We start from the raw sequence: 19,232 nt of genomic DNA, 5'->3' as shown, positions 1-19,232 counted from the left end.
GTGTACGCAGCGACTTAGAGCATCTCGAGGTTCTTGCGAAGCTCGAACGGTGTCACCTGGGCGCGATAGTCCTGCCACTCCTGCCGTTTGTTCAGCAGCACGTAGTTGAACACCTGCTCCCCCAGCGTCTCGGCGACCAGCTCAGAATTCTCCATGTGTTCGATCGCCTGGTCGAGGCTGGCCGGCAGCGGGTGGTAGCCGAGCGCGCGACGCTCTGAATCACTGAGACTCCACACGTTGTCTTCGGCCTCGGGCGGCAGCTCATAGCCTTCCTCGATGCCTTTGAGGCCGGCCGCGAGCATGAGCGAGTATGCGAGATACGGATTCGCGGCCGAGTCCATGGCCCGGTACTCGATGCGTGAGCTCTGGCCTTTGTTGGGCTTGTAGAGCGGCACACGGACGAGCGCAGAGCGGTTGTTGTGGCCCCAGCAGACGAAGCTCGGGGCTTCATCGCCACCCCAGAGTCGCTTGTACGAGTTGACGAACTGGTTGGTCACCGCTGTGATCTCCGGGGCATGCCGAAGGAGACCCGCGATGAATTGGCGGCCGGTCTTTGAGAGCTGGTACTGGGCGCCGGCCTCGTAGAACGCGTTCGTGTCACCCTCGAACAGTGACACGTGGGTGTGCATTCCCGAGCCCGGTTGATCCGACATCGGCTTGGGCATGAACGTCGCGTACACGCCCTGCTCGATCGCGACCTCTTTGATCACGGTTCGGAACGTCATGATGTTGTCGGCGGTGGTCAACGCATCGGCGTAGCGCAGGTCAATCTCGTTCTGACCCGGGCCGGCTTCGTGATGGCTGAACTCAACAGAGATCCCCAGGTCTTCCAACATGCGCACCGAGCGTCGGCGAAAGTCGTGTGCCGTTCCGCCCGGGACGTTGTCGAAATAGCCGGCCGAGTCGACCGGAATCGGACCCTTTTTGCCGATCTTCGACGACTTGAGCAGGTAAAACTCAATCTCGGGGTGCGTGTAGAAGGTGAAACCGCGCTCGGCCGCCTTCGCTAGCGTGCGCTTCAGCACGTTACGGGGGTCGGCTACGGCGGGCTGTCCGTCGGGCGTTCTAATGTCACAGAACATACGCGCGGTGGGATCGACCTCGCCGCGCCAGGGCAGAATCTGGAACGTGGTGGGGTCTGGGTGCGCCAGCACATCGGCCTCGAACGACCGCGTCAGACCTTCGATGGCGGAACCGTCGAAACCGAGGCCCTCGACGAATGCGCCTTCCACTTCTGCCGGGGCGATCGCGACAGATTTCAGTGTGCCGACGACGTCGGTGAACCACAGTCGAATGAACTTGATGCCCCGTTCCTCGATTGTCCGAAGAACGAAGTCGCGCTGCTTATCCATCCACGCCCTTTCTGTCGTCTCTAGGCTAGTTGCTTCCGATCACATCGGGAGTGATTTCCAGGCCTGACTACACTGAACTCATGCCCGACGTGACTGCATCCGAAGCCCAGAACGCCCCTGCAGAACAAAACCCGTACGGCCCAGCGCCGACCGGGCCGAAACGAGTTCGCACACGACACTTTCAGACCGCGAAAGAGCAGGGCGTGCCGATCACCGGTTTGACCAGCTACGACATGCTCACCGCGCAGATCTTTGATGCGGCCGGCATCGACTTCCTTCTCGTCGGCGACTCTGCCGGAAACAACGTCTTCGGCTACGAGACCACCCTCCCCGTGACCGTCGACGAACTGATTCCTCTGACCCGTGCGGTTGCCCGGGCGGTGAAGCGCGCGTTTGTGATCGCAGATATGCCGTTTGGTTCGTATGAGGGCAGCAAGGACGAAGCCCTGCACACGGCCGTGCGGTTCATGAAAGAGGCGCAAGCTCACGCCGTGAAGCTCGAAGGTGGGGTGCGCAGTCGCAAGCAGATCAAGCGGATCGTCTCGGCCGGCATCCCTGTGATGGCACATGTCGGCTTCACTCCGCAAAGCGAGCACGGCCTGGGTGGGCACATCATTCAAGGGCGTGGCGGTGCAGCGGACCAGCTGATCGATGATGCCCTCGCCGTGCAAGACGCCGGCGCGTTTGCGGTTGTGCTCGAGATGGTGCCGTCGGATGTCGCGGCGCAGGTGACCGCCGAGCTCGAAATTCCGACGATCGGTGTCGGGGCTGGCCCGAACGTCAGCGGACAGCTGATGGTTTGGACGGACTTCGCCGGGATGAGTGATGGTCGCGTGCCTCGATTCGTCAAGCAGTACGCGAATCTGCACTCGGTCTTGACGGACGCCGTCAGTCAGTTCAAAGACGACGTCGCGAAGGGCATCTACCCGGCGCCGGAGCACAGCTACTAACCGGTCTCACACTGTCGTCACGATGCTCTCACGCCGTTAGCGGTCGTTCTCGCGGTCTTCCTCAGCCCACTTCGCGCTGTTCGCACGCAGCTTCTCCAGCGCGTGTGCCGCATCGTTTCTCGTCGCGAACGGCCCCACACGGTCCGCCGAGGGCGACACGAAGCCTTGTTCGACCTCGCCCGTGCGCATGTTGTACCAAAACTGGTGTTCAGTGTCATCGGCCATAAGCTTGATCCTATGCCTCACGATTCAGCCGGTCACCTTATCCCTGGAACGGTCTCAGCGACCCGCACTGTTCCCCTGCACATTCCCCGCCCGGAATACGTCGGCAAGAAGAGTCCGACCCCGTTCACCGGCTCAGACGTCTACTCCCCCGAGAAGATCGAACTGATCCGAGAGTCGGGGCGAATCGCCGCACAGGCCATCGCAGCGGTCGGCCGCGCCATCCGCCCGGGTGTGACTACCGAGGAACTGGACGCAATCGGACACGCGTTCGTGCTCGCTCACGATGCCTACCCGTCGACGCTGGGCTATCGCGGCTACCCCAAGTCGCTGTGTAGCTCGATCAACGAGGTGATCTGCCACGGCATTCCCGATGACACCGTTTTGAGCGACGGCGACATCGTGAACATCGATATCACGGCCTATAAAAATGGGGTGCACGGTGACAGCAATGTGACGTTCATCGTCGGCGAGGCGAGCGAGGAAGTCACCCTGCTCGTCGAACGCACGCGTGAGTCGCTGGCTCGTGGCATCAAGGCAGTAGCCCCCGGGCGTCAGGTCAACGTGATCGGACGGGCCATCGAGTCGTACGCCAAGCGATTCGGCTACGGTGTCGTGCGCGATTTCACCGGGCACGGCGTGGGCGAGTCATTTCACTCCGGCCTGATCATTCCGCACTACGACTCGGCTCCGCTTTACGACACTGTGATGGAGCCCGGCATGGTGTTCACGATCGAGCCCATGCTGACTCTCGGCAGCCATGAGTGGGACATGTGGGCGGATGACTGGACCGTCACCACCAAGGATAAGAGCATCACGGCTCAGTTCGAGCACACGCTCGTTGTCACCGAGCGCGGCGCCGAGATTCTCACGCTGCCATAAGAACTCGGCTCCATACGCATCCGGGATCAGTCGAAGATGGGGTCCCGGGTGCGCGAGCGCTTGATCTCAAAGAACCCGTCGTAGCTCGCGACGGCGACAACACCGTCCCACAGCGCCAGCGCCTGCTCACCCTTCGGCGCTGGAGAGATGACCGGGCCGAAGAAGGCGACCCCATTGACGGCAATCACGGGGGTCCCGACATCCTGACCCACCCGGTTGATGCCCTCGAAGTGGCTCGCCCGCATCTGCGAATCGTGGGCGTCGCTGTCCGCCCACGCCGCGAACTCGGCGGGCAGGCCCACCTCAGCCAGCGCAGCAGGGATGACCTCGTCAGGGTTGGAATTACCGCCCGGGTGAATACGAGTGCCGAGAGCGTCATAAAGCGGCTTCACGATCTGCCGACCATGCAGCTCCGCAGCGGCGGCAACCAGCCGCGTGTATTTCAGCGCGCGCGGGAAGAAGGCCTTGTACTCCTCGCTGACCTCGACATTTTCATTCAGCACGGCCAGGCTCATCACGTTCCACGTGACTGTGAGGTCGCGCAATGCGGCGACTTCATCCACCCAGCGGGAAGTCATCCAGGCCCAGGGGCACGACGGGTCAAACCAGAATTCTACGGAATCAGACATTCTGCCAGCCTAGGGCCGTTCGCCGCCGGGACAGTGGGGCATTCTCAGATACTCGCCGTCGTAGAATCGTCTAATGACTTCAGAGCCTGAGACGCAGATTGACCCGCACGAGCTTGAGGTCACCCTCCGCGTTCTGGCCTCCCTCGCGGATGTCGATCCGGACGACCCCGATTTCGTCACGGTACGTCAAGCCACGGCCAAAATGTTCAAGTCGGTCAAGGTCGTGCGCCGCGCCGAAAAGCGTCAGGCGATCGCCGAGGCCGACCGTGACGTCATCGCGGCCACCGCGACCGGTGCTCCGACGCGGATCGACGATGAGACCCGTGGCGCGCAGCTGACCAGAGGGACGGATGCGCCCACTGCCGGCGAACTGCTCGTGGCCCGCCCCTGCTACATCTGCAAGCAGCGCTACACGCTCGTTGACGCGTTTTATCACCAGCTCTGCCCGAGCTGCGCGACGCTCAGCCACGCCAAACGCGACGCTCGTACCGATCTCACGGGCAAGCGCGCGCTTCTGACCGGCGGCCGCGCCAAGATCGGGATGTACATTGCGCTGCGCCTCTTGCGTGACGGCGCACACACCACAATCACCACCCGTTTCCCCCGCGACGCGGTGCGCCGCTTCGCAGCGATGCCCGACTCGGGCGAGTGGCTGCACCGCCTGCGCATCGTCGGCATCGACCTGCGCGACCCGGCCCAGGTCATCGGGCTCGCCGACTCCGTCGCAGAGCAGGGCCCGCTCGACATTCTGATCAACAACGCGGCGCAGACCGTTCGCCGCTCCCCCGGCTCATACTCTCCGCTGGTCGAAGCCGAGTCGTCGCCGTTGCCCGAGGGCCCGATGCCCGAGATCGTGAGCTTCGGTCACACGAACGACGCGCATCCGCTGGCCTTGGCCGCGTCGGTCGCGACCCACCCGATCCTGGCCGCCGCGGCCGGTGCCGGCGTACTCACCGCGGATGATCTGACCGCGCTCGCACTCGCACCCGGTTCGTCGTCGCTGGCGCGTTTGGCCGCCGGCACCGCGATCGATGCGGGTGGGCTCGTTCCCGACCTGCACACAGAGAACAGCTGGACGGCGAACGTCGAAGACGTCGACCCGCTCGAGATGCTTGAGGTTCAGCTGTGCAACACCACGGCACCGTTCATTCTGGTCAGCCGTCTGCGTGCCTCGATGGCGTCCTCGCCCGCACGCCGTACCTACATCGTGAATGTGTCGGCGATGGAGGGTGTCTTCGGCCGTGGCTACAAGGGACCCGGCCACCCGCACACCAACATGGCCAAGGCCGCAATGAACATGCTTACCCGCACGAGCGCTAAGGAGATGCTCGGCGACGGCATCCTGATGACGAGCGTCGACACAGGGTGGATTACCGACGAACGCCCGCATCCGACCAAGGTGCGTTTGGCCGAAGAGGGCTTCCACGCTCCGCTCGACCTGGTGGATGGCGCTGCTCGCGTCTACGACCCGATCGTGCGCGGCGAAGCCGGCGAAGACCTTACCGGTGTCTTCATGAAGGACTACAAACCCGGCACCTGGTAGACCGAGACAGTCAGCCGGTCACCGTGTTGACGGCGGAGTACCGTCCGACGAAACGTGGATCATCACCGGCGTCGATCACGTCGCTGATCCCCCGGTCAGCCAATACTGCGGCATCCCTGGCCTGACTGGACAGCACGAAACTCGGGTTGAGGCCTGAGCGGATGGCACCAAGCCATGCCTCGAAGACGGCGCCGCCCGGGCTCAGGGCCGCGCGCTGAATGGGTATGTCGTGTTCATCGACGGGGATCACGATCGCGGTCGGACGAGCGGGCACCTCGGGGCGTGCGCCGCTGAGTTCTCGGGCCAGTTCGCCGAAGACCCGACCGGCGGGTTTGACCCGACCGGCGTTGTCGAAGAGCCCCAGCGTATATTCCAGTTCAGGAAAGTCCACCAGCGAGCGACTAACGTCGTGTGAGCACCACCAGGTGACGCCCCATAGATTTTGCGTGCTGGCGACCGAGCGCACCGTCGCCTCGAGGAATCCGTGCGTCTCGGCTTCGGTCAGGCAGTTCGATGGCGCTCCGACCTCCTGCAACCAGATCGGGCGCCTGTGGTTGGTGGCGAACGCGCGGGACAGCTCGATCAGGTACTCGGCGTGTCGATCGGCGGCCACCGAGCGTCCCCCGTACTTCTGGGCTGTGCCGTTGAAGATCCAGGAGTGGATGGTGGTCATCCTGCCCAAACGGCTGGCCTGGGGTGGCGTGAACGGATGCCCGTCGAGATACCAGACGGCGTCATACTCGCTGTGCACGTGCGTCGCATTTGGCGCCGCCGAGACGGCAGCATTGAGCAACACCGTCAGCCACTTCTCGGCCTCGACGATTGTGGTCGGCATGGGCGTCGGATGTGGTCGGTCGGCGAACTGATTCACTTCGTTGCCGAGGGTGAGGCCCATGAAGTTGGGGGCATCCGCCAACGCCGCACCGAGTGCCTGCACCAGACGCACCTCGGCCTCAAGCACCTCAGGATCGGTGAACATGTTGCGGGTGTGCCAGGACGACAGCCACGACGGCAGAAAGTCAAAGCTCGACAGATGCCCCTGAATAGCGTCGACGCTCGTGTCGAGGCCGAGTTCGGCGGCGATATCGACGACGGCACGCACATCGGCGATCGCCTCGGCGCGAATCAGCGCGCGGTTGGGCTGCAGGATCGGCCAGAGCGGAAAGATGCGCACGTGGTCGAGGCCAAGCTCGGCGATCGAGGAGAAATCGCGTCGAACCCGGTCAAGATCCAGCGCCAACCACGAGTGCATCCACTCGTGGGCCGGCGTGTAGTTGACCCCGAAACGCAGTGATGTGTCGGCGGCGAGACGAGGCGAGGGCAATTCGGCCATGGTTGATGCTGTCATCCGTGTTGCACGCGGTCAACGCGCGTATCGTTAGTGGTGACCCCACGGCCTCATCAGGAGGACCACCATGACACACACCAAGAGCCTGCCACCCGTCGAAGACTGGTGGCCACACCTCGACATTCCGGCTAAACAGTGGTTCGTCGCTCATCTCGAGGGCGCGATTCCGGCGAACATCCTCGCGGAAATCACCACGATCTGCGACATGGCGTCCGCTCCCTCCTCGGGCGACGTTTTTCTGACACCCGCCGAGCGCAGCTTCATCGCGACGCAGATCGAGTTCGTGGACTAAGTCCACTGCACCAGGTCGACTAACGCCAGACGGGTCGGTCCAGGCCGAGTGCCCTCGCGGGACTTGCCTCAAGCGTCACGCCGCCGATGCTGCTCGGATACCGCAATCGCCGGGCATCACCCCAACTCGTCGCTTCGGTGTGCGCAACGAAGTCGTCGTCGTTCAGATCACGGAACGGCGTGTGGTTCCCCTCTCCCCGGCGCCCCAGCAACACCTGGGCAGTGCGGGCCAGGGAGAGCCTCGCTGATCGGCCGACCCCGGTTTCTCGTTGATGGGCGAGCGCACTGAGCGTCGCGGCGGCCATCAGGTGACCCGTCGCGTGGTCGAGTCCCTGCACCGGCAGCGGCCGCGGGCGGTCGGCATGGGTCTCGCGCATCCCGGCATCGGCGATGCCGGTGCTCATCTGTACGAGGCTGTCGAACCCACGACGCCCGGCGAGTGGACCGCTCCAGCCATAGGCGTTAAGAGACACGTCAATCAGGCCGGGGCGCAGGCGCTGACGATCGGCCTCTCCGAAGCCAAGGCCATCGAGGGCACCCGGGCGATAACCGTGAACAATGACATCGGCGGCGGTCAGCAACGCGCTGAACGCGTCTCGATCGGCCTGGTTGGTGAGGTCGAGTCGCGCCGTGCGTTTGCCCAGGGTGACCTCCGGGATAAGCGTTTCGTCCCAGTCCGGCGGGTCGATCCGCAGCACGTCCGCACCGAGCAACGCAAGGTAGCGGGTCGCCACGGGGCCGGCGAGGATTCGGGTGAGGTCGAGCACCCTCACCCCGCGCAGTGGGCGGTCAGCGGATGCCGAGTGCAGCGCGACGCGCCCGGCACCGAGATCCTGCCACGCGATGAGGGGTTCGTTCGCGAGCGCGATTCCTGGAACGCTGTGCGCCCATTCGTCGGGTGTGCGCATGACGGCCGCGCATCCGCCCGCATCGACGATGGCCGCCTCAAGTTCAGCGCCCGACCACGTCGCGACTGCGGCTACGACCGCGTCAGCAGCATTTTCAGCACCCAGGACCGACATCCCCAGCACCGAGAGCGCGGCGGCTCGGTGGGCGGGCGCGTTGGTGTGCAAACGGATCCAGCCGTCGAGTGACCTGTAATCGCCGGCGATCGGATCCCAGGGCGACGCAAGCGCCCAGCCGACGGGGTAGAGCGACCGATCGAACCATGCCGACGCACGTCGTCGGTCGACGCGCACTTCGGTGGCGCCGGCAACCGCGGCTGCAGCGAGTGCGGCCGCCCCGAGGGCCGCAGTGGCGAGTTCGGAGACAGGGAAAACGGACTCAAGACCACCTCCAGAGTGAAGAACCAGCCCCTCCGCACGCACGCCTGGCAGCACTGCGGCCATCTCGTTCAGCAGTCCCTCTTCTGTCGACATAGCGGAATTCTGCCACAGGGATAACGCGGTGCCGATAGGCAGAACTGGCTAGGCTTGATCATCGTGCACCGCCGCCACAAGCGACGGGAGGACTCGTGAGCAGCATGAGTCCGTGAACTGAATTGGAGAAATCGTTGCCCGGAGAAAACCTGACCAGGGTCGAAGCCCACGAGCGCGCCGCACTCGTCGCCGTCCACAGCTATGACGTCACCCTCGACCTGACGACCGGGCCTGAGACCTTCGCCAGCACGACAACCGTGACCTTCGCCGGCACTCCCGGCGCGAGCACCTTCATCGACGCCATCACGCGTACCGTGCACTCGGTGACCCTGAACGGTGTCGAGCTCGACCCCGCAGTTGTGAGCGACGGCATCCGCATTCAGCTCGACGATCTCGAAGCCGAGAACGAGTTGACCGTCGTCGCCGACGCCGTCTACACCAACACCGGTGAGGGATTGCACCGCTTCGTCGACCCGGTCGACAACGAGGTCTACCTCTACAGCCAGTTCGAGGTGCCGGACTCCCGCCGCATGTTCGCGGTCTTCGAGCAGCCCGACCTCAAGGCGTCCTTCGCGTTCACCGTCACCGCCCCGGCGAACTGGGAAGTTGTCTCGAACTCGACGACGCCCGAGCCCACGGATGCCGGCAACGGCGCGAGCATCTGGGCGTTCGAGCCGACACAGATCATGTCGAGCTACATCACCGCGTTGATCGCCGGCCCCTACGCGGTCGTGCGCAGTGAGCTCACCTCCCGGGACGGACGCACGATCCCGCTCGGCGTCTTCAGCCGCAAGAGCCTGTCGGAGTTTCTCGACGCCGACTACATCTTCGAGAAGACCCGCCAGGGTTTCGCCTACTTCGAGGAGAAGTTCGACTACGCCTACCCGTTCGAAAAGTATGACCAGCTCTTTGTACCGGAGTTCAACGCCGGCGCTATGGAGAACGCCGGCGCCGTGACGTTCACCGAGAGTTACGTGTTCCGCTCGAAGGTCACGGATGCCGTCAAGGAACGCCGCGTCGTCACCATCCTGCACGAACTCGCCCACATGTGGTTTGGCGACCTTGTCACCATGAAGTGGTGGAACGACCTGTGGCTGAACGAGTCGTTCGCCGAGTGGGCCTCGACCATCGCAACGGCCGAGGCCACCGAGTGGACCGAAGCCTGGACCACCTTCGCCGCGATGGAGAAGAGCTGGGCCTACAAGCAGGACCAGCTGCCATCGACCCACCCGGTCGTCGCCACCATCAACGACCTCGAAGATGTGCTCGTCAACTTTGATGGCATCACGTACGCCAAGGGCGGTTCGGTGCTCAAGCAGCTCGTCGCCTGGGTCGGGATCGACGCGTTCTTCACCGGTGTCGCCGCATACTTTAAAAAGCACGCCTGGGGCAACACCGAGCTGAACGATTTGATGGTCGAGCTCGAGGCGGCCAGTGGTCGCGACCTCTCGGAGTGGACGAAGCTGTGGCTCGAAACGGCCGGCGTGAACACGCTGCGTCCCGAGATCGAGGTCGACGAATCCGGCATAATCACGGCCTTCTCGGTCGCACAGTCGGCAGCCGCCGACTACCCGACGATTCGTCCGCACCGCCTCGCCATCGGCTTCTATTCCCTTCAGAATGGCGCACTGGTGCGCACGCACCGCGTCGAACTCGACGTCGATGGTGTGCGAACGGATGTCGCCGAGCTCGTCGGTCAGACCCGTCCCGATCTCGTCCTGCTCAACGATGACGATCTCGCCTACGCGAAGATCCGTCTCGATGACGCCTCACTGGCCGTGGCCATCGAGCACCTGGCCGCGATCGAGAGCCCGCTGGCGCGTTCCCTCGTCTGGGGCTCCGCGTGGGATGCCACGCGCGACGCCGAGACGTCGCCGCGCTCCTGGGTGCGCCTGGTGCTGAACAACATTGCGACCGAGACCGAGTCGACAACGCTGCGGACCGTTCTCGGCCAGCTGGTTCTGACCGCCACCAGCTACGTGGCCGAGGAACACCGCGCCGCGGTTGTCACCGAGGTCGGCGATGCACTCTGGGCTCTCGCCCAGAAGGCGGAAGCCGGTAGTGATGCACAGTTCCAGTTTGTGAAGTTCTTTGCGGCCATTGCCACAACGGCCGAGCACCTCGATGCCATTGCGCAGCTGCGCGACGGATCGGCACCGCTCGCGGGCCTCGAGATCGACACCGACCTGGCCTGGGAGCTGCTCATCGCTCTCGTGGCCGGTGGACGTGCCGACGGTGCGGCGATCGACGAAGCCCTCGCCGCCGATAACACTGCCAACGGTGCACAGTCGGCCGCGCAGGCCCGCGCTGCACTGCCCACGGCCGAGGGCAAGCAGGCGGCCTGGTCATCACTCATCGATGTTGACACTGCTCCGAACACCATCGTGCGCGTCACTGCGGCCGGATTCCTCCGCGCTGACGACACCGCACTGCTCGAGCCCTTCGTGGCCAAGTACTTCGAGATGCTGCAGCCGGTCTGGGCCTCGCGGGCGTATGCGATCGCCGAGAAGATCATCATCGGTCTGTACCCGGCGCCGCTCGCTAACCAGCAGCTCGTCGACGCGACTCACGCGTGGCTGAATGCCAACGCCGAGCCGCCGGCGCTGCGCCGTCTGGTCACCGAGAACCTGGCCGGCGTCGAGCGTGCGCTGGCCGTGCAGGCGCGCGACGCGCAGTAGGTGGTGCACCCTCTGATCGAGCAGAACCGTCGATCGAGCAGAGCCGTTGATCGAGCAAAGCCGTTGATCGAGCAAAACCGTTGATCGAGCGTGTCGAGATCCCATACGAGGGTCTCGACAGGCTCGACCAGCGGGTGCGCAAAACCGTCGATCGAGCGTGTCGAGATCCCATACGAGGGTCTCGACAGGCTCGACCAGCGGGTGCGCTCGACCAGCGAATGCGCAAAACCGTCGATCGAGCGTGTCAAGATCCCAAACGAGGGTCTCGACAGGCTCGACCAGCGGGTGAGCTCGACCAGCGGGTGCGCTCGACCGTCGATCGAGCGTGTCAAGATCCCATACGAGGGTCTCGACAGGCTCGACCAGCGGGTCAGCTCGACCAGCGAATGCGCAAAACCGTCGATCGAGCGTGTCGAGATCCCATACGAGGGTCTCGACAGGCTCGACCAGCGAGTGCGCTCGACCAGCGGGTGCGCTCGACCAGCGAGTGCGCTCGACCAGCGGGTGCGCTCGACCAGCGAGTGCGCAAAACCGTTGATCGAGCGTGTCGAGATCCCATACGAGGGTCTCGACAGGCTCGACCAGCGGGTCAGCTCGACCAGCGGGTCAGCTCGACCAGCGGGTCAGCTCGACCAGCGGGTGAGATCGACCCACGAGAGGGCGAGGTTCAGGGTTTGTCCGATGGGCCTCAGTAGACTGAAACCAATATGAATCTTGACTCTTTCTGGGCAGCGATCGGTGCCTTCTTCAGCGCCGAGATCATCGGCAAACTCATCACGATCCTCATCATCATCGCTGTCGCCCTGCTCCTACGCTGGGTGCTGCACTTTGCGATCGACCGAATTGTCCGGCGCATTGTGTCGGGCGCCAAGAAGAAACAGAACGTCACAGACACCCAGGCATTAAACGTGTCGCCGCTCGCTGCCGTACGCGTCGTGCAACGCACCCGCACCTTGGGCTCGGTTCTCTCGAATGTCGTGAACGTGCTCATTCTGGTGATCAGCGTGCTGTGGATTATCCAGACGTTGAACAGCACCATCCTCGGCTCATTCGCGCTGCTCACCGCAGCCGTCGGTGCCGGCCTCGGTTTCGGAGCGCAGAACATCGTCAAGGATGCCCTGAATGGTCTCTTCATGGTGATGGAGGACCAACTCGGCGTCGGTGACGTCGTCGACGTCGGCCCGGCCACCGGCATGGTTGAGGCCGTCGGCATTCGCATCACCCAGGTTCGCGATGTCAACGGCATCCTCTGGTTTGTGCGCAACGGCGAGATCCTGCGCGTCGGCAACATGTCGCAGGGCTGGGCCCGCGCGATCATTGATCTCGCGGTGCCCTACGACACCGACGTCGACGCGGTACAGGAAGAAATTCTGCGGGTCGCACTCGAGATGTCGTCGAGTAGCAAATGGCGCTCGCGCATGCTCGAAAAGCCTGAGGTGTGGGGCCTCGAATCCATTTCAGCGGATGCCCTCGTCATTCGGTTGGTCGTCAAAACCCGTACGTCGACCAAAGATGACGTCTCGCGCGAGCTGCGTATCCGTTTGAAAAAGGCGCTTGACGAGATGGGTCTGACCCTGCCGTCGCTCAACAGCGTGGTGTTGACGGGCTTCGACGGAGCAGACAGCGTCACGGGCGCCCGCCCGCCGCGCACGCGGCCGGTAAACGTTGTGGCCGAGGCCAAGCCCGCACGCAAGACGAAGCGACAGCCGGCAGTGGCCTCCGCGGCGCCGTTGGCCCCGGGCGTCGCCCTGACGGCCCCCGCTCAGCGCAAGCCTGCCACCGCTCCACGCCCGTCCACCGGCATGAACAGCAGCACGGAGAAGAACAATGGCAACTGACCCGACCGGAGTGCACCTCCGAAGTGACGAACACGGCGCCGCCATCGGCCCGACATTCTATGAGCAGGTTGGCGGCCAGGCCTTCTTCGAAAAGCTCGTCACCGACTTCTATGCCGGAGTGGCGACCGACCCCGTTCTGAAGCCCATGTATCCGGAGGAAGATCTCGCCGGGGCGATTGACCGCTTCACGATGTTCCTCGAGCAATACTGGGGCGGCCCGGGCTCCTACAGCCAGAAGCGAGGCCATCCGCGACTGCGGATGCGTCACCAGCCGTTCAAGGTCAACCCCGACGCCCGTGACCGTTGGCTCGGTCATATGAGCGACGCGCTTGACCTCGCGACGATTTCACCCCTGCACCGTGAAGTGCTCTGGGACTACCTTGACCGGGCTGCCCACGCAATGGTCAACACGTTCGAGGAATAATGCGCGATGCCCGTCATGGTGTGTGGCCTCCCCTAGAATCGGCACACACCGTGACAAAGGAGCCACAGCATGAATCTGTCGACCACCGAAGCCGATGTCATCGTCGTGGGAGCCGGCCTCGCTGGTCTCGTCGCGACAGCCGAGCTGGTGGACGCCGGCAAGCGGGTTTTACTGGTCGACCAAGAGCCGGCCGCGTCGCTCGGAGGTCAGGCGTGGTGGTCATTCGGTGGACTCTTCCTGATCGATTCTCCCGAACAGCGTCGAATGGGCGTCAAGGATTCCCTCGAACTCGCCACACAGGACTGGTTCGCCAGCGCCGGCTTTGACCGGGACGACGATGCCTGGCCGCGGCAGTGGGCATCCGCCTACCTTGATTTCGCAGCCGGCGAGAAACGAGCCTGGCTTCACCAGAAGGGCGTCAGGTTTTTTCCCGTGGTCGGTTGGGCCGAGCGTGGCGGCTACACCGCCCTCGAACACGGCAATTCGGTCCCCCGCTTTCACATCACCTGGGGCACCGGCCCGAGCCTGATCGAACCGTTCGTCACACGCGTGCGCGAGGGGATGCAGGCCGGTCTCGTCACGACCCTTCACCGTCGGCGAGTCGACGAGCTTATTCTCGACGACGGTGCCGTCGTCGGCGTGCGCGGGAGCATCCTGTCGCCAAGCAGCGCCGACCGCGGGCAGGCGAGCAGCCGCGAGGTCATTGGTGACTTCGAGCTGCGCGCCTCCGCAGTGATCGTTGCGAGTGGTGGAATCGGAGGCAATCACGATCTCGTGCGAGCTCACTGGCCGAAACGCCTGGGGACCGCCCCCACACATCTGCTGTCAGGGGTTCCCGCACATGTTGACGGGCGCATGCTCGGCATCGCCGAACAGGCCGGTGCTCGGCTGATCAATGCTGACCGCATGTGGCACTACACCGAGGGGATCACCAATTGGGATCCGGTCTGGGCGGCCCACGGCATCCGGATTCTGCCCGGCCCCTCGTCGTTGTGGCTCGATGCGACGGGGAAGCGTCTGCCCGTCCCGCTCTTTCCCGGCTTCGACACTCTCGGCACACTCGAATATCTTCAGAAGACAGGCTACGAGCACAGTTGGTTCGTGCTCACCCAGAAAATCATCGAGAAGGAGTTCGCACTCTCGGGCAGCGAGCAGAACCCCGACCTGACCGGCAAGGACCTCCCGCTTCTCGCCAAGCGCATCACCCCTGGCGCGCCGGGCCCGGTCGAGGCATTCAAGGAGAAAGGCGTCGACTTCGTTGTGGCCGACAGCCTGCCCGAGCTGCTGGCAGGAATGCAGAAACTCTCCCCCGACGTGAAGCTCGACTTCGCGCAGATCGCGAAGGAGATCGTGGGGCGCGATCGCGAGCTCGACAACGACTTCTCGAAGGATGCGCAGATCAACGCCATCCGGCAGGCCCGCAGCTATCGGGGCGACAAGCTCATTCGCGTGGCCAGCCCTCACAAACTGCTCGATCCGAAGGCCGGGCCGCTGATCGCGGTCAAGCTGCATATCCTCACTCGCAAAAGCCTGGGCGGCATCGAAACAGATCTGTCCGCACGCGCACTCGGTTCCGACGGACAGCCGGTGCCCGGACTATACGCGGCAGGTGAAGCCAGTGGTTTCGGTGGTGGCGGCATGCACGGCTACCGTTCACTCGAGGGCACCTTCCTCGGCGGCTGCCTGTTCTCGGGTCGCACGGCGGGCCGGGCGGTCGCCACGGCCCTGTAGCGGCCCCGTTATTGTCGAGAAGCGCTGCTGTTCGGTAGCGGCGAGGGGTTCAACGCCACGACGACGTTAGCGACGGATGCGCATCCTGGCACTCGCCGGCGCATCTTTGCTCAGTGTTTCCCCTCGGAAAAATGCGGGACGTTGCCTCGACTGCACCACCATGATGATGGCACCGGTCAGCAGGATCACCATGCCGAGCACGAAGACGAGGCCGAGCCCGAACACTTGTGAGCCGCTGCCGTAACTCGGGTCCATGCTGTCGACGAGCGTCGTGACGAACAAAACGCTGAGGATGAGCCCACCGATCAGCGGGAACACAAGGGTGAAAAATGCGTTTCGCACCGAGTCGAACCACTGATGACGGAAGTACCAGACGCAGGCGAAGGCGGTCAGACCATAGTAGAAGCAGATCATCATGCCGAGAGTCGTAATGGTGTCCCACAGCACGTCTTCGCTGACGAAACGCATCACCGTGTAGAAACCTGCAGCGACGAGAGCAGAAATGATCGTGGCGTACCCGGGTGTGAAGAAGCGCGGGCTGACCTTGGCGAACTTCGCCGGCAGCGCCCCATAGTGTCCCATCGCGAGCAGTGTCCGTGCCGGTCCGACGAATGTTGACTGCAGTGAAGCAGCGGAGCTTGACAGCACGGCGATCGACATGAGCAGCGCGAGCGGGCCGAGAACGGGTCCGGCAAGAGCGAAGAAGACGTTCTCCTGAATCTTCGGGTTGCCTAACCCCGTACCGGTGTCACCCAAGCCTGCGTATGAAATTGCCGTGATCGCGACGAACAGGTAGACGAGAACGATGATCACGACGGTGAGGGTTGCGGCCCGACCCGGAGTCTTGCGTGAGCCCTTGGTTTCTTCGGACATCGTGAGGGTGACGTCCCAGCCCCAGAAGATAAAAATCGAGAGCGATAGCCCGGCGGCGAATGCCGAGAACGAACTCACGGCGAACGGGTTGAACCAGTCCGCGGTGACAGGAATGTGATCAGGCGCTGTACCGTTCATGATGTGCACGACGGCTGCCACACCGAACGCGATGAGAATCAGCAGCTGGAAGCCGACCAGCCAGTACTGAACTTTCTGGGTGGTCTGCACGTCACGGTACGAGATCCACGTGGCGATGAGAATGAAGACCAGACATGTCGCGACGTTGATGAACGGGTTTCCGGCGAGCTCCGCAATGGCCGAGTCCCCACCAAACACCTGCGAGATCATCAGATAGAAGAAGTCCACGGCGATGCCCGCAAGATTGCTCAGCACCACGATTGTCGCAGCGATGAGCCCCCAGCCGGCCATCCACCCAATCCATGGCCCGAAGGCGCGAGTAGCCCACGTGAACGAGGTTCCACTGTCTGGCATGGCGTTGTTCAGTTCGCGGTAGCCGAGCGCAACGAGCAGCATCGGTATGAACCCGACCAGGAAGATCGCCGGCAGCTGCACGCCGACCTCGGCCACAGTCGGTCCGAGTGCACCGGTCAGGGTGTAAGCCGGTGCGATGCACGAGATCCCAATGACGATGGCCCCGAGCAGACCGATCGAGCCCGAGCTCAGGCCCTTCTTCGACAACCCGCTGGGTTCTGCGGATGCGGAGGCCGGACTGGTGTCGACGACGGTGTCAGCGGTTGCCATATGTTAAATTCCTTGCGTGAGGTGGGATTCGCGCGGCACGACGATCATCGGCACGGGAAGTGCGCGCAGCATTTTGGCCGCTGTTGAGCCGAGGAACAGTCGACGCGGTTGCGCCAAACGACTCGACCCGACAAGCACGATTTCATCAGGGTTCCAATCGAGGGAGCCGATGGCCTGCTCGATGCTGTCGCCGAAGACGACGTCGGCCGTAGCGACAACCGACTCCGGGAGTCGTGCCGCGGCATAGTTCAGCACTTCCTGCGCGTGGATCGCGCCGTGCTTGGAGACAAGCTTGTCCTCGACTCCCCCCGGAAGATCGACTGCGACAAGCGAGACGAGCCGTAGCGGGACGTGTGCCGCTGCAGCGAAACGGATGCCGGCAGCCAACAAGACCTCGGAGCCGGCCTTGGTGCCGATCGTGCAGGTCATGCGGCTGATACCCAACGCGTGGCCGGCATCCGCCGTGCCAATGGGCGCCAGTGCGACGGGTACCGACGAGCTGTGCAGGAGATCGGCCGCCACACTGCCAAGCGTGAATCGGCCGAAGATCCCGTCGTGCGCTGCACCAATGACAATGAGCATCGCCCCAAGAGAGCCCGCGGTGTCCATCAGCCCCGCTGAGAACGTATCGGCGTAGACAAGATGGGTCCTCGTCGTGACCTCGGCGGGTACCCGGCGTGCGGCATCCGCCAACCAGCCTTCCGACCGATCGTGCAGAAACCGGTCGTAGCCGGCATCGCTCGGCACGAGTGTGGGCCGGTGTTCGCTGTGCAGCACCAAGACGATGTCGAGGGTCGCCCCCCAGGATCGAGCGAGCCGCGCGCCCAGCGCGAGTGCATCCGATCCTGCGGGTGTGGCCGTGTAGCCGACGATGAAACGCATCGTGCTCCTCAATGTGACTCGGTGCCGCACAGCGGCCGGGTGGTGTGACTGTTACTTGGCGTCTGTGGCGATGATCGCGGCAGCAGCCTCACGCCCGACGCGGATTGCACCGTCGACGTGCTGGTAGCCCTTGCCGGCCATGTCGCTGCACGAGAACGAGATCGGTCCCACAGGCGTGCGTAGGTCGGCTCCATAACGGGCCAATCCGCCCATGTCGAAGCTTGCCGCGTAGGCTCCACGGGTCCATTCTTCGCTGCCCCAGTCGCTTTCGTAGTAGACGACAGGGTTGAGGGCCTTCTCGCCGTAGTAGTGCGACAGCGAGGTGAGGATGCGCTGCTTGCGCTCCTCTGCCGTCAACGTGAAGACGCCGTCGGCTTCCTCGTCGGCGACAAAACCGACGAGGGTTCCGCGCGGGTCTTCGAAGTTGGTGTTGTCGTAGGCCTCGTGCACGAGCTCGTACGGGCTGAACGCGGTGCCCGAGAGGTCGTCTTCACGCCAGAATGGGGTGTCATACACAGCGTGAACCTTGATGACGAAACCCATCGACAGGTGCTGGTGTAGCTGCTGCTGACGGCGCGGGAGCGAGGGCTCGAACGAGATCCGGCTGATCAGCACCGGCGGAACGGCAATAATCACGCGGCGCGCGTTCACCTCGAGGCCATCAGTGATGGCGGTAACGCCGGCGTCACTCCAGCGGAGGGTGCGCACGGCTTGGCCGAGGTGCACATCATCGCCGAGACGTTCGGCGAGCAACAGCGGAACCTGCTGCAATCCACCGACAACGCGCTTGTCGAGGATGAAGTCGGCGTCGACAAGGTTGCTGAAGCTGCCGGCACTGGCGGCCATCAGGAGAGCCTGAAGGGCCGAGAAAGCGTGGGCCGGCTTGGTGAGCATGGCCCCGGCAATGAACATCCCGATATTGTCGCGGGCTTCCTGGTCGTCGGTCTGTGACTCCAACCAACGGCTGAATGACACTTCATCGAGCTCCTTCGCACGCGGGTGATCCCACGGGCGCTCGGGGTCCATCTCGGCAACGAGAACGTCGAGCTTCTCGATCAGCGAGACGATTTCGTGCTCGGTCTGTACCGGAACCGGGAAGATGTCTCCTTCGAAACGGCTCAGTTCACCGGCCGCGTTGATGTAGATGTTTTTACCCTCGCGGTAACGCTCGTAGGTGGCCAGGCCCAGATCGTCCAGGGTCTCGATGAGCGCATCCTGGTCGGGCGAAACCCACTGGCCGCCGATCTCGAGCATTGCGCCGTCAATATCGTCGGTCCAGAGACGACCTCCAACACGATCGCGGGCTTCGAGAACGGCCACGGTGAGCCCGGCCTTCTTCAACTCGGTGGCGGCGGTGAGGCCGGATGCCCCGGCGCCAATAATGATGACGTCACGGTTGATCGTGGTCATGATAACTCCTGAATTTCTTGGTGGTGAACAAAAATGAG

At 63.7% G+C, this 19,232-nt stretch carries 16 protein-coding genes; 8 read left to right on the top strand and 8 right to left on the bottom strand.

Annotated elements, in window-relative coordinates; translation table 11 throughout:
- Nucleotides 1–14: 14 nt before the first annotated feature.
- The gene (locus tag HNR05_RS05130) at nucleotides 15–1,352 is read right to left on the bottom strand and encodes a glutamine synthetase family protein (RefSeq protein ID WP_179578045.1); all 1,338 of its coding nucleotides are present in this window, start codon (nucleotides 1,350–1,352) and stop codon (nucleotides 15–17) included.
- Nucleotides 1,353–1,432: 80 nt separating this feature from the next.
- On the opposite strand from HNR05_RS05130, the gene panB reads away from it, so the two are divergent.
- Nucleotides 1,433–2,302, top strand: coding sequence for a 3-methyl-2-oxobutanoate hydroxymethyltransferase (panB, locus tag HNR05_RS05125; protein WP_179578044.1), 870 nt, complete (start codon nucleotides 1,433–1,435; stop codon nucleotides 2,300–2,302).
- A 36-nt stretch (nucleotides 2,303–2,338) separates the two neighbouring features.
- On the opposite strand, the gene HNR05_RS05120 is transcribed toward panB, so the two are convergent.
- Nucleotides 2,339–2,527 carry an SPOR domain-containing protein gene (locus HNR05_RS05120; RefSeq protein ID WP_179578043.1) on the bottom strand — a complete coding sequence of 63 codons (189 nt, stop codon included), beginning with the start codon at nucleotides 2,525–2,527 and terminating at the stop codon, nucleotides 2,339–2,341.
- A 12-nt stretch (nucleotides 2,528–2,539) separates the two neighbouring features.
- Here HNR05_RS05120 and map point away from each other — a divergent pair, with 12 nt between their 5' ends.
- On the top strand, nucleotides 2,540–3,406 hold the full coding sequence (gene map, locus HNR05_RS05115) for a type I methionyl aminopeptidase (protein ID WP_179578042.1): 867 nt from the start codon (nucleotides 2,540–2,542) through the stop codon (nucleotides 3,404–3,406).
- A 26-nt stretch (nucleotides 3,407–3,432) separates the two neighbouring features.
- On the opposite strand, the gene HNR05_RS05110 is transcribed toward map, so the two are convergent.
- A complete protein-coding gene (locus HNR05_RS05110; RefSeq protein WP_179578041.1) occupies nucleotides 3,433–4,035 on the bottom strand; it encodes a mycothiol-dependent nitroreductase Rv2466c family protein in 603 nt (200 codons plus the stop codon).
- A 73-nt stretch (nucleotides 4,036–4,108) separates the two neighbouring features.
- On the opposite strand from HNR05_RS05110, the gene HNR05_RS05105 reads away from it, so the two are divergent.
- Nucleotides 4,109–5,578 (top strand): SDR family NAD(P)-dependent oxidoreductase, encoded by a 1,470-nt coding sequence (locus HNR05_RS05105; RefSeq protein WP_179578040.1) that lies wholly within the window; start codon nucleotides 4,109–4,111, stop codon nucleotides 5,576–5,578.
- Nucleotides 5,579–5,588: 10 nt separating this feature from the next.
- Here the strand turns inward: HNR05_RS05105 and HNR05_RS05100 are convergent, their stop codons facing one another.
- Nucleotides 5,589–6,926, bottom strand: coding sequence for a glycoside hydrolase 5 family protein (locus tag HNR05_RS05100; protein WP_246318352.1), 1,338 nt, complete (start codon nucleotides 6,924–6,926; stop codon nucleotides 5,589–5,591).
- Nucleotides 6,927–6,993: 67 nt separating this feature from the next.
- Between HNR05_RS05100 and HNR05_RS05095 the strand changes: the two genes are divergently transcribed.
- Nucleotides 6,994–7,218, top strand: coding sequence for a hypothetical protein (locus HNR05_RS05095; protein WP_179578038.1), 225 nt, complete (start codon nucleotides 6,994–6,996; stop codon nucleotides 7,216–7,218).
- A 19-nt stretch (nucleotides 7,219–7,237) separates the two neighbouring features.
- Here the strand turns inward: HNR05_RS05095 and HNR05_RS05090 are convergent, their stop codons facing one another.
- The gene (locus HNR05_RS05090) at nucleotides 7,238–8,596 is read right to left on the bottom strand and encodes a CoA transferase (protein ID WP_218868812.1); all 1,359 of its coding nucleotides are present in this window, start codon (nucleotides 8,594–8,596) and stop codon (nucleotides 7,238–7,240) included.
- 134 nt (nucleotides 8,597–8,730) lie between these two features.
- Between HNR05_RS05090 and pepN the strand changes: the two genes are divergently transcribed.
- The 4 genes from pepN (at nucleotide 8,731) to HNR05_RS05070 (ending at nucleotide 15,267) form a co-directional block, all read left to right on the top strand.
- Nucleotides 8,731–11,274 carry an aminopeptidase N gene (gene pepN, locus HNR05_RS05085; RefSeq protein WP_179578037.1) on the top strand — a complete coding sequence of 848 codons (2,544 nt, stop codon included), beginning with the start codon at nucleotides 8,731–8,733 and terminating at the stop codon, nucleotides 11,272–11,274.
- Between the two features lie 707 nt (nucleotides 11,275–11,981).
- Complete coding sequence (locus HNR05_RS05080) at nucleotides 11,982–13,112, top strand: mechanosensitive ion channel family protein (protein ID WP_179578036.1); 1,131 nt, start codon at nucleotides 11,982–11,984, stop codon at nucleotides 13,110–13,112.
- Entirely contained in the window at nucleotides 13,102–13,536 is a 435-nt protein-coding gene (locus HNR05_RS05075; protein ID WP_218868811.1) for a globin, read from the top strand. Before HNR05_RS05080 ends, HNR05_RS05075 begins: the two co-directional genes overlap by 11 nt.
- A 69-nt stretch (nucleotides 13,537–13,605) precedes the next feature.
- A complete protein-coding gene (locus HNR05_RS05070; RefSeq protein ID WP_179578035.1) occupies nucleotides 13,606–15,267 on the top strand; it encodes an FAD-binding dehydrogenase in 1,662 nt (553 codons plus the stop codon).
- 66 nt (nucleotides 15,268–15,333) lie between these two features.
- Here the strand turns inward: HNR05_RS05070 and HNR05_RS05065 are convergent, their stop codons facing one another.
- Genes HNR05_RS05065 through HNR05_RS05055 form a run of 3 tightly spaced genes read right to left on the bottom strand, consistent with a single transcriptional unit; the run spans nucleotide 15,334 to nucleotide 19,194 of the window.
- Entirely contained in the window at nucleotides 15,334–16,902 is a 1,569-nt protein-coding gene (locus HNR05_RS05065; RefSeq protein WP_179578034.1) for an APC family permease, read from the bottom strand.
- A gap of 3 nt (nucleotides 16,903–16,905) precedes the next feature.
- Nucleotides 16,906–17,784 (bottom strand): universal stress protein, encoded by an 879-nt coding sequence (locus tag HNR05_RS05060; protein ID WP_179578033.1) that lies wholly within the window; start codon nucleotides 17,782–17,784, stop codon nucleotides 16,906–16,908.
- Between the two features lie 51 nt (nucleotides 17,785–17,835).
- Entirely contained in the window at nucleotides 17,836–19,194 is a 1,359-nt protein-coding gene (locus tag HNR05_RS05055) for a flavin monoamine oxidase family protein (RefSeq protein ID WP_179578032.1), read from the bottom strand.
- Nucleotides 19,195–19,232 lie beyond the last annotated feature (38 nt).

This window comes from Leifsonia psychrotolerans, assembly GCF_013410665.1.
GTDB lineage: Bacteria > Actinomycetota > Actinomycetes > Actinomycetales > Microbacteriaceae > Cryobacterium > Cryobacterium psychrotolerans_A.
This window is presented reverse-complemented; position numbering and strand designations above follow the sequence as displayed.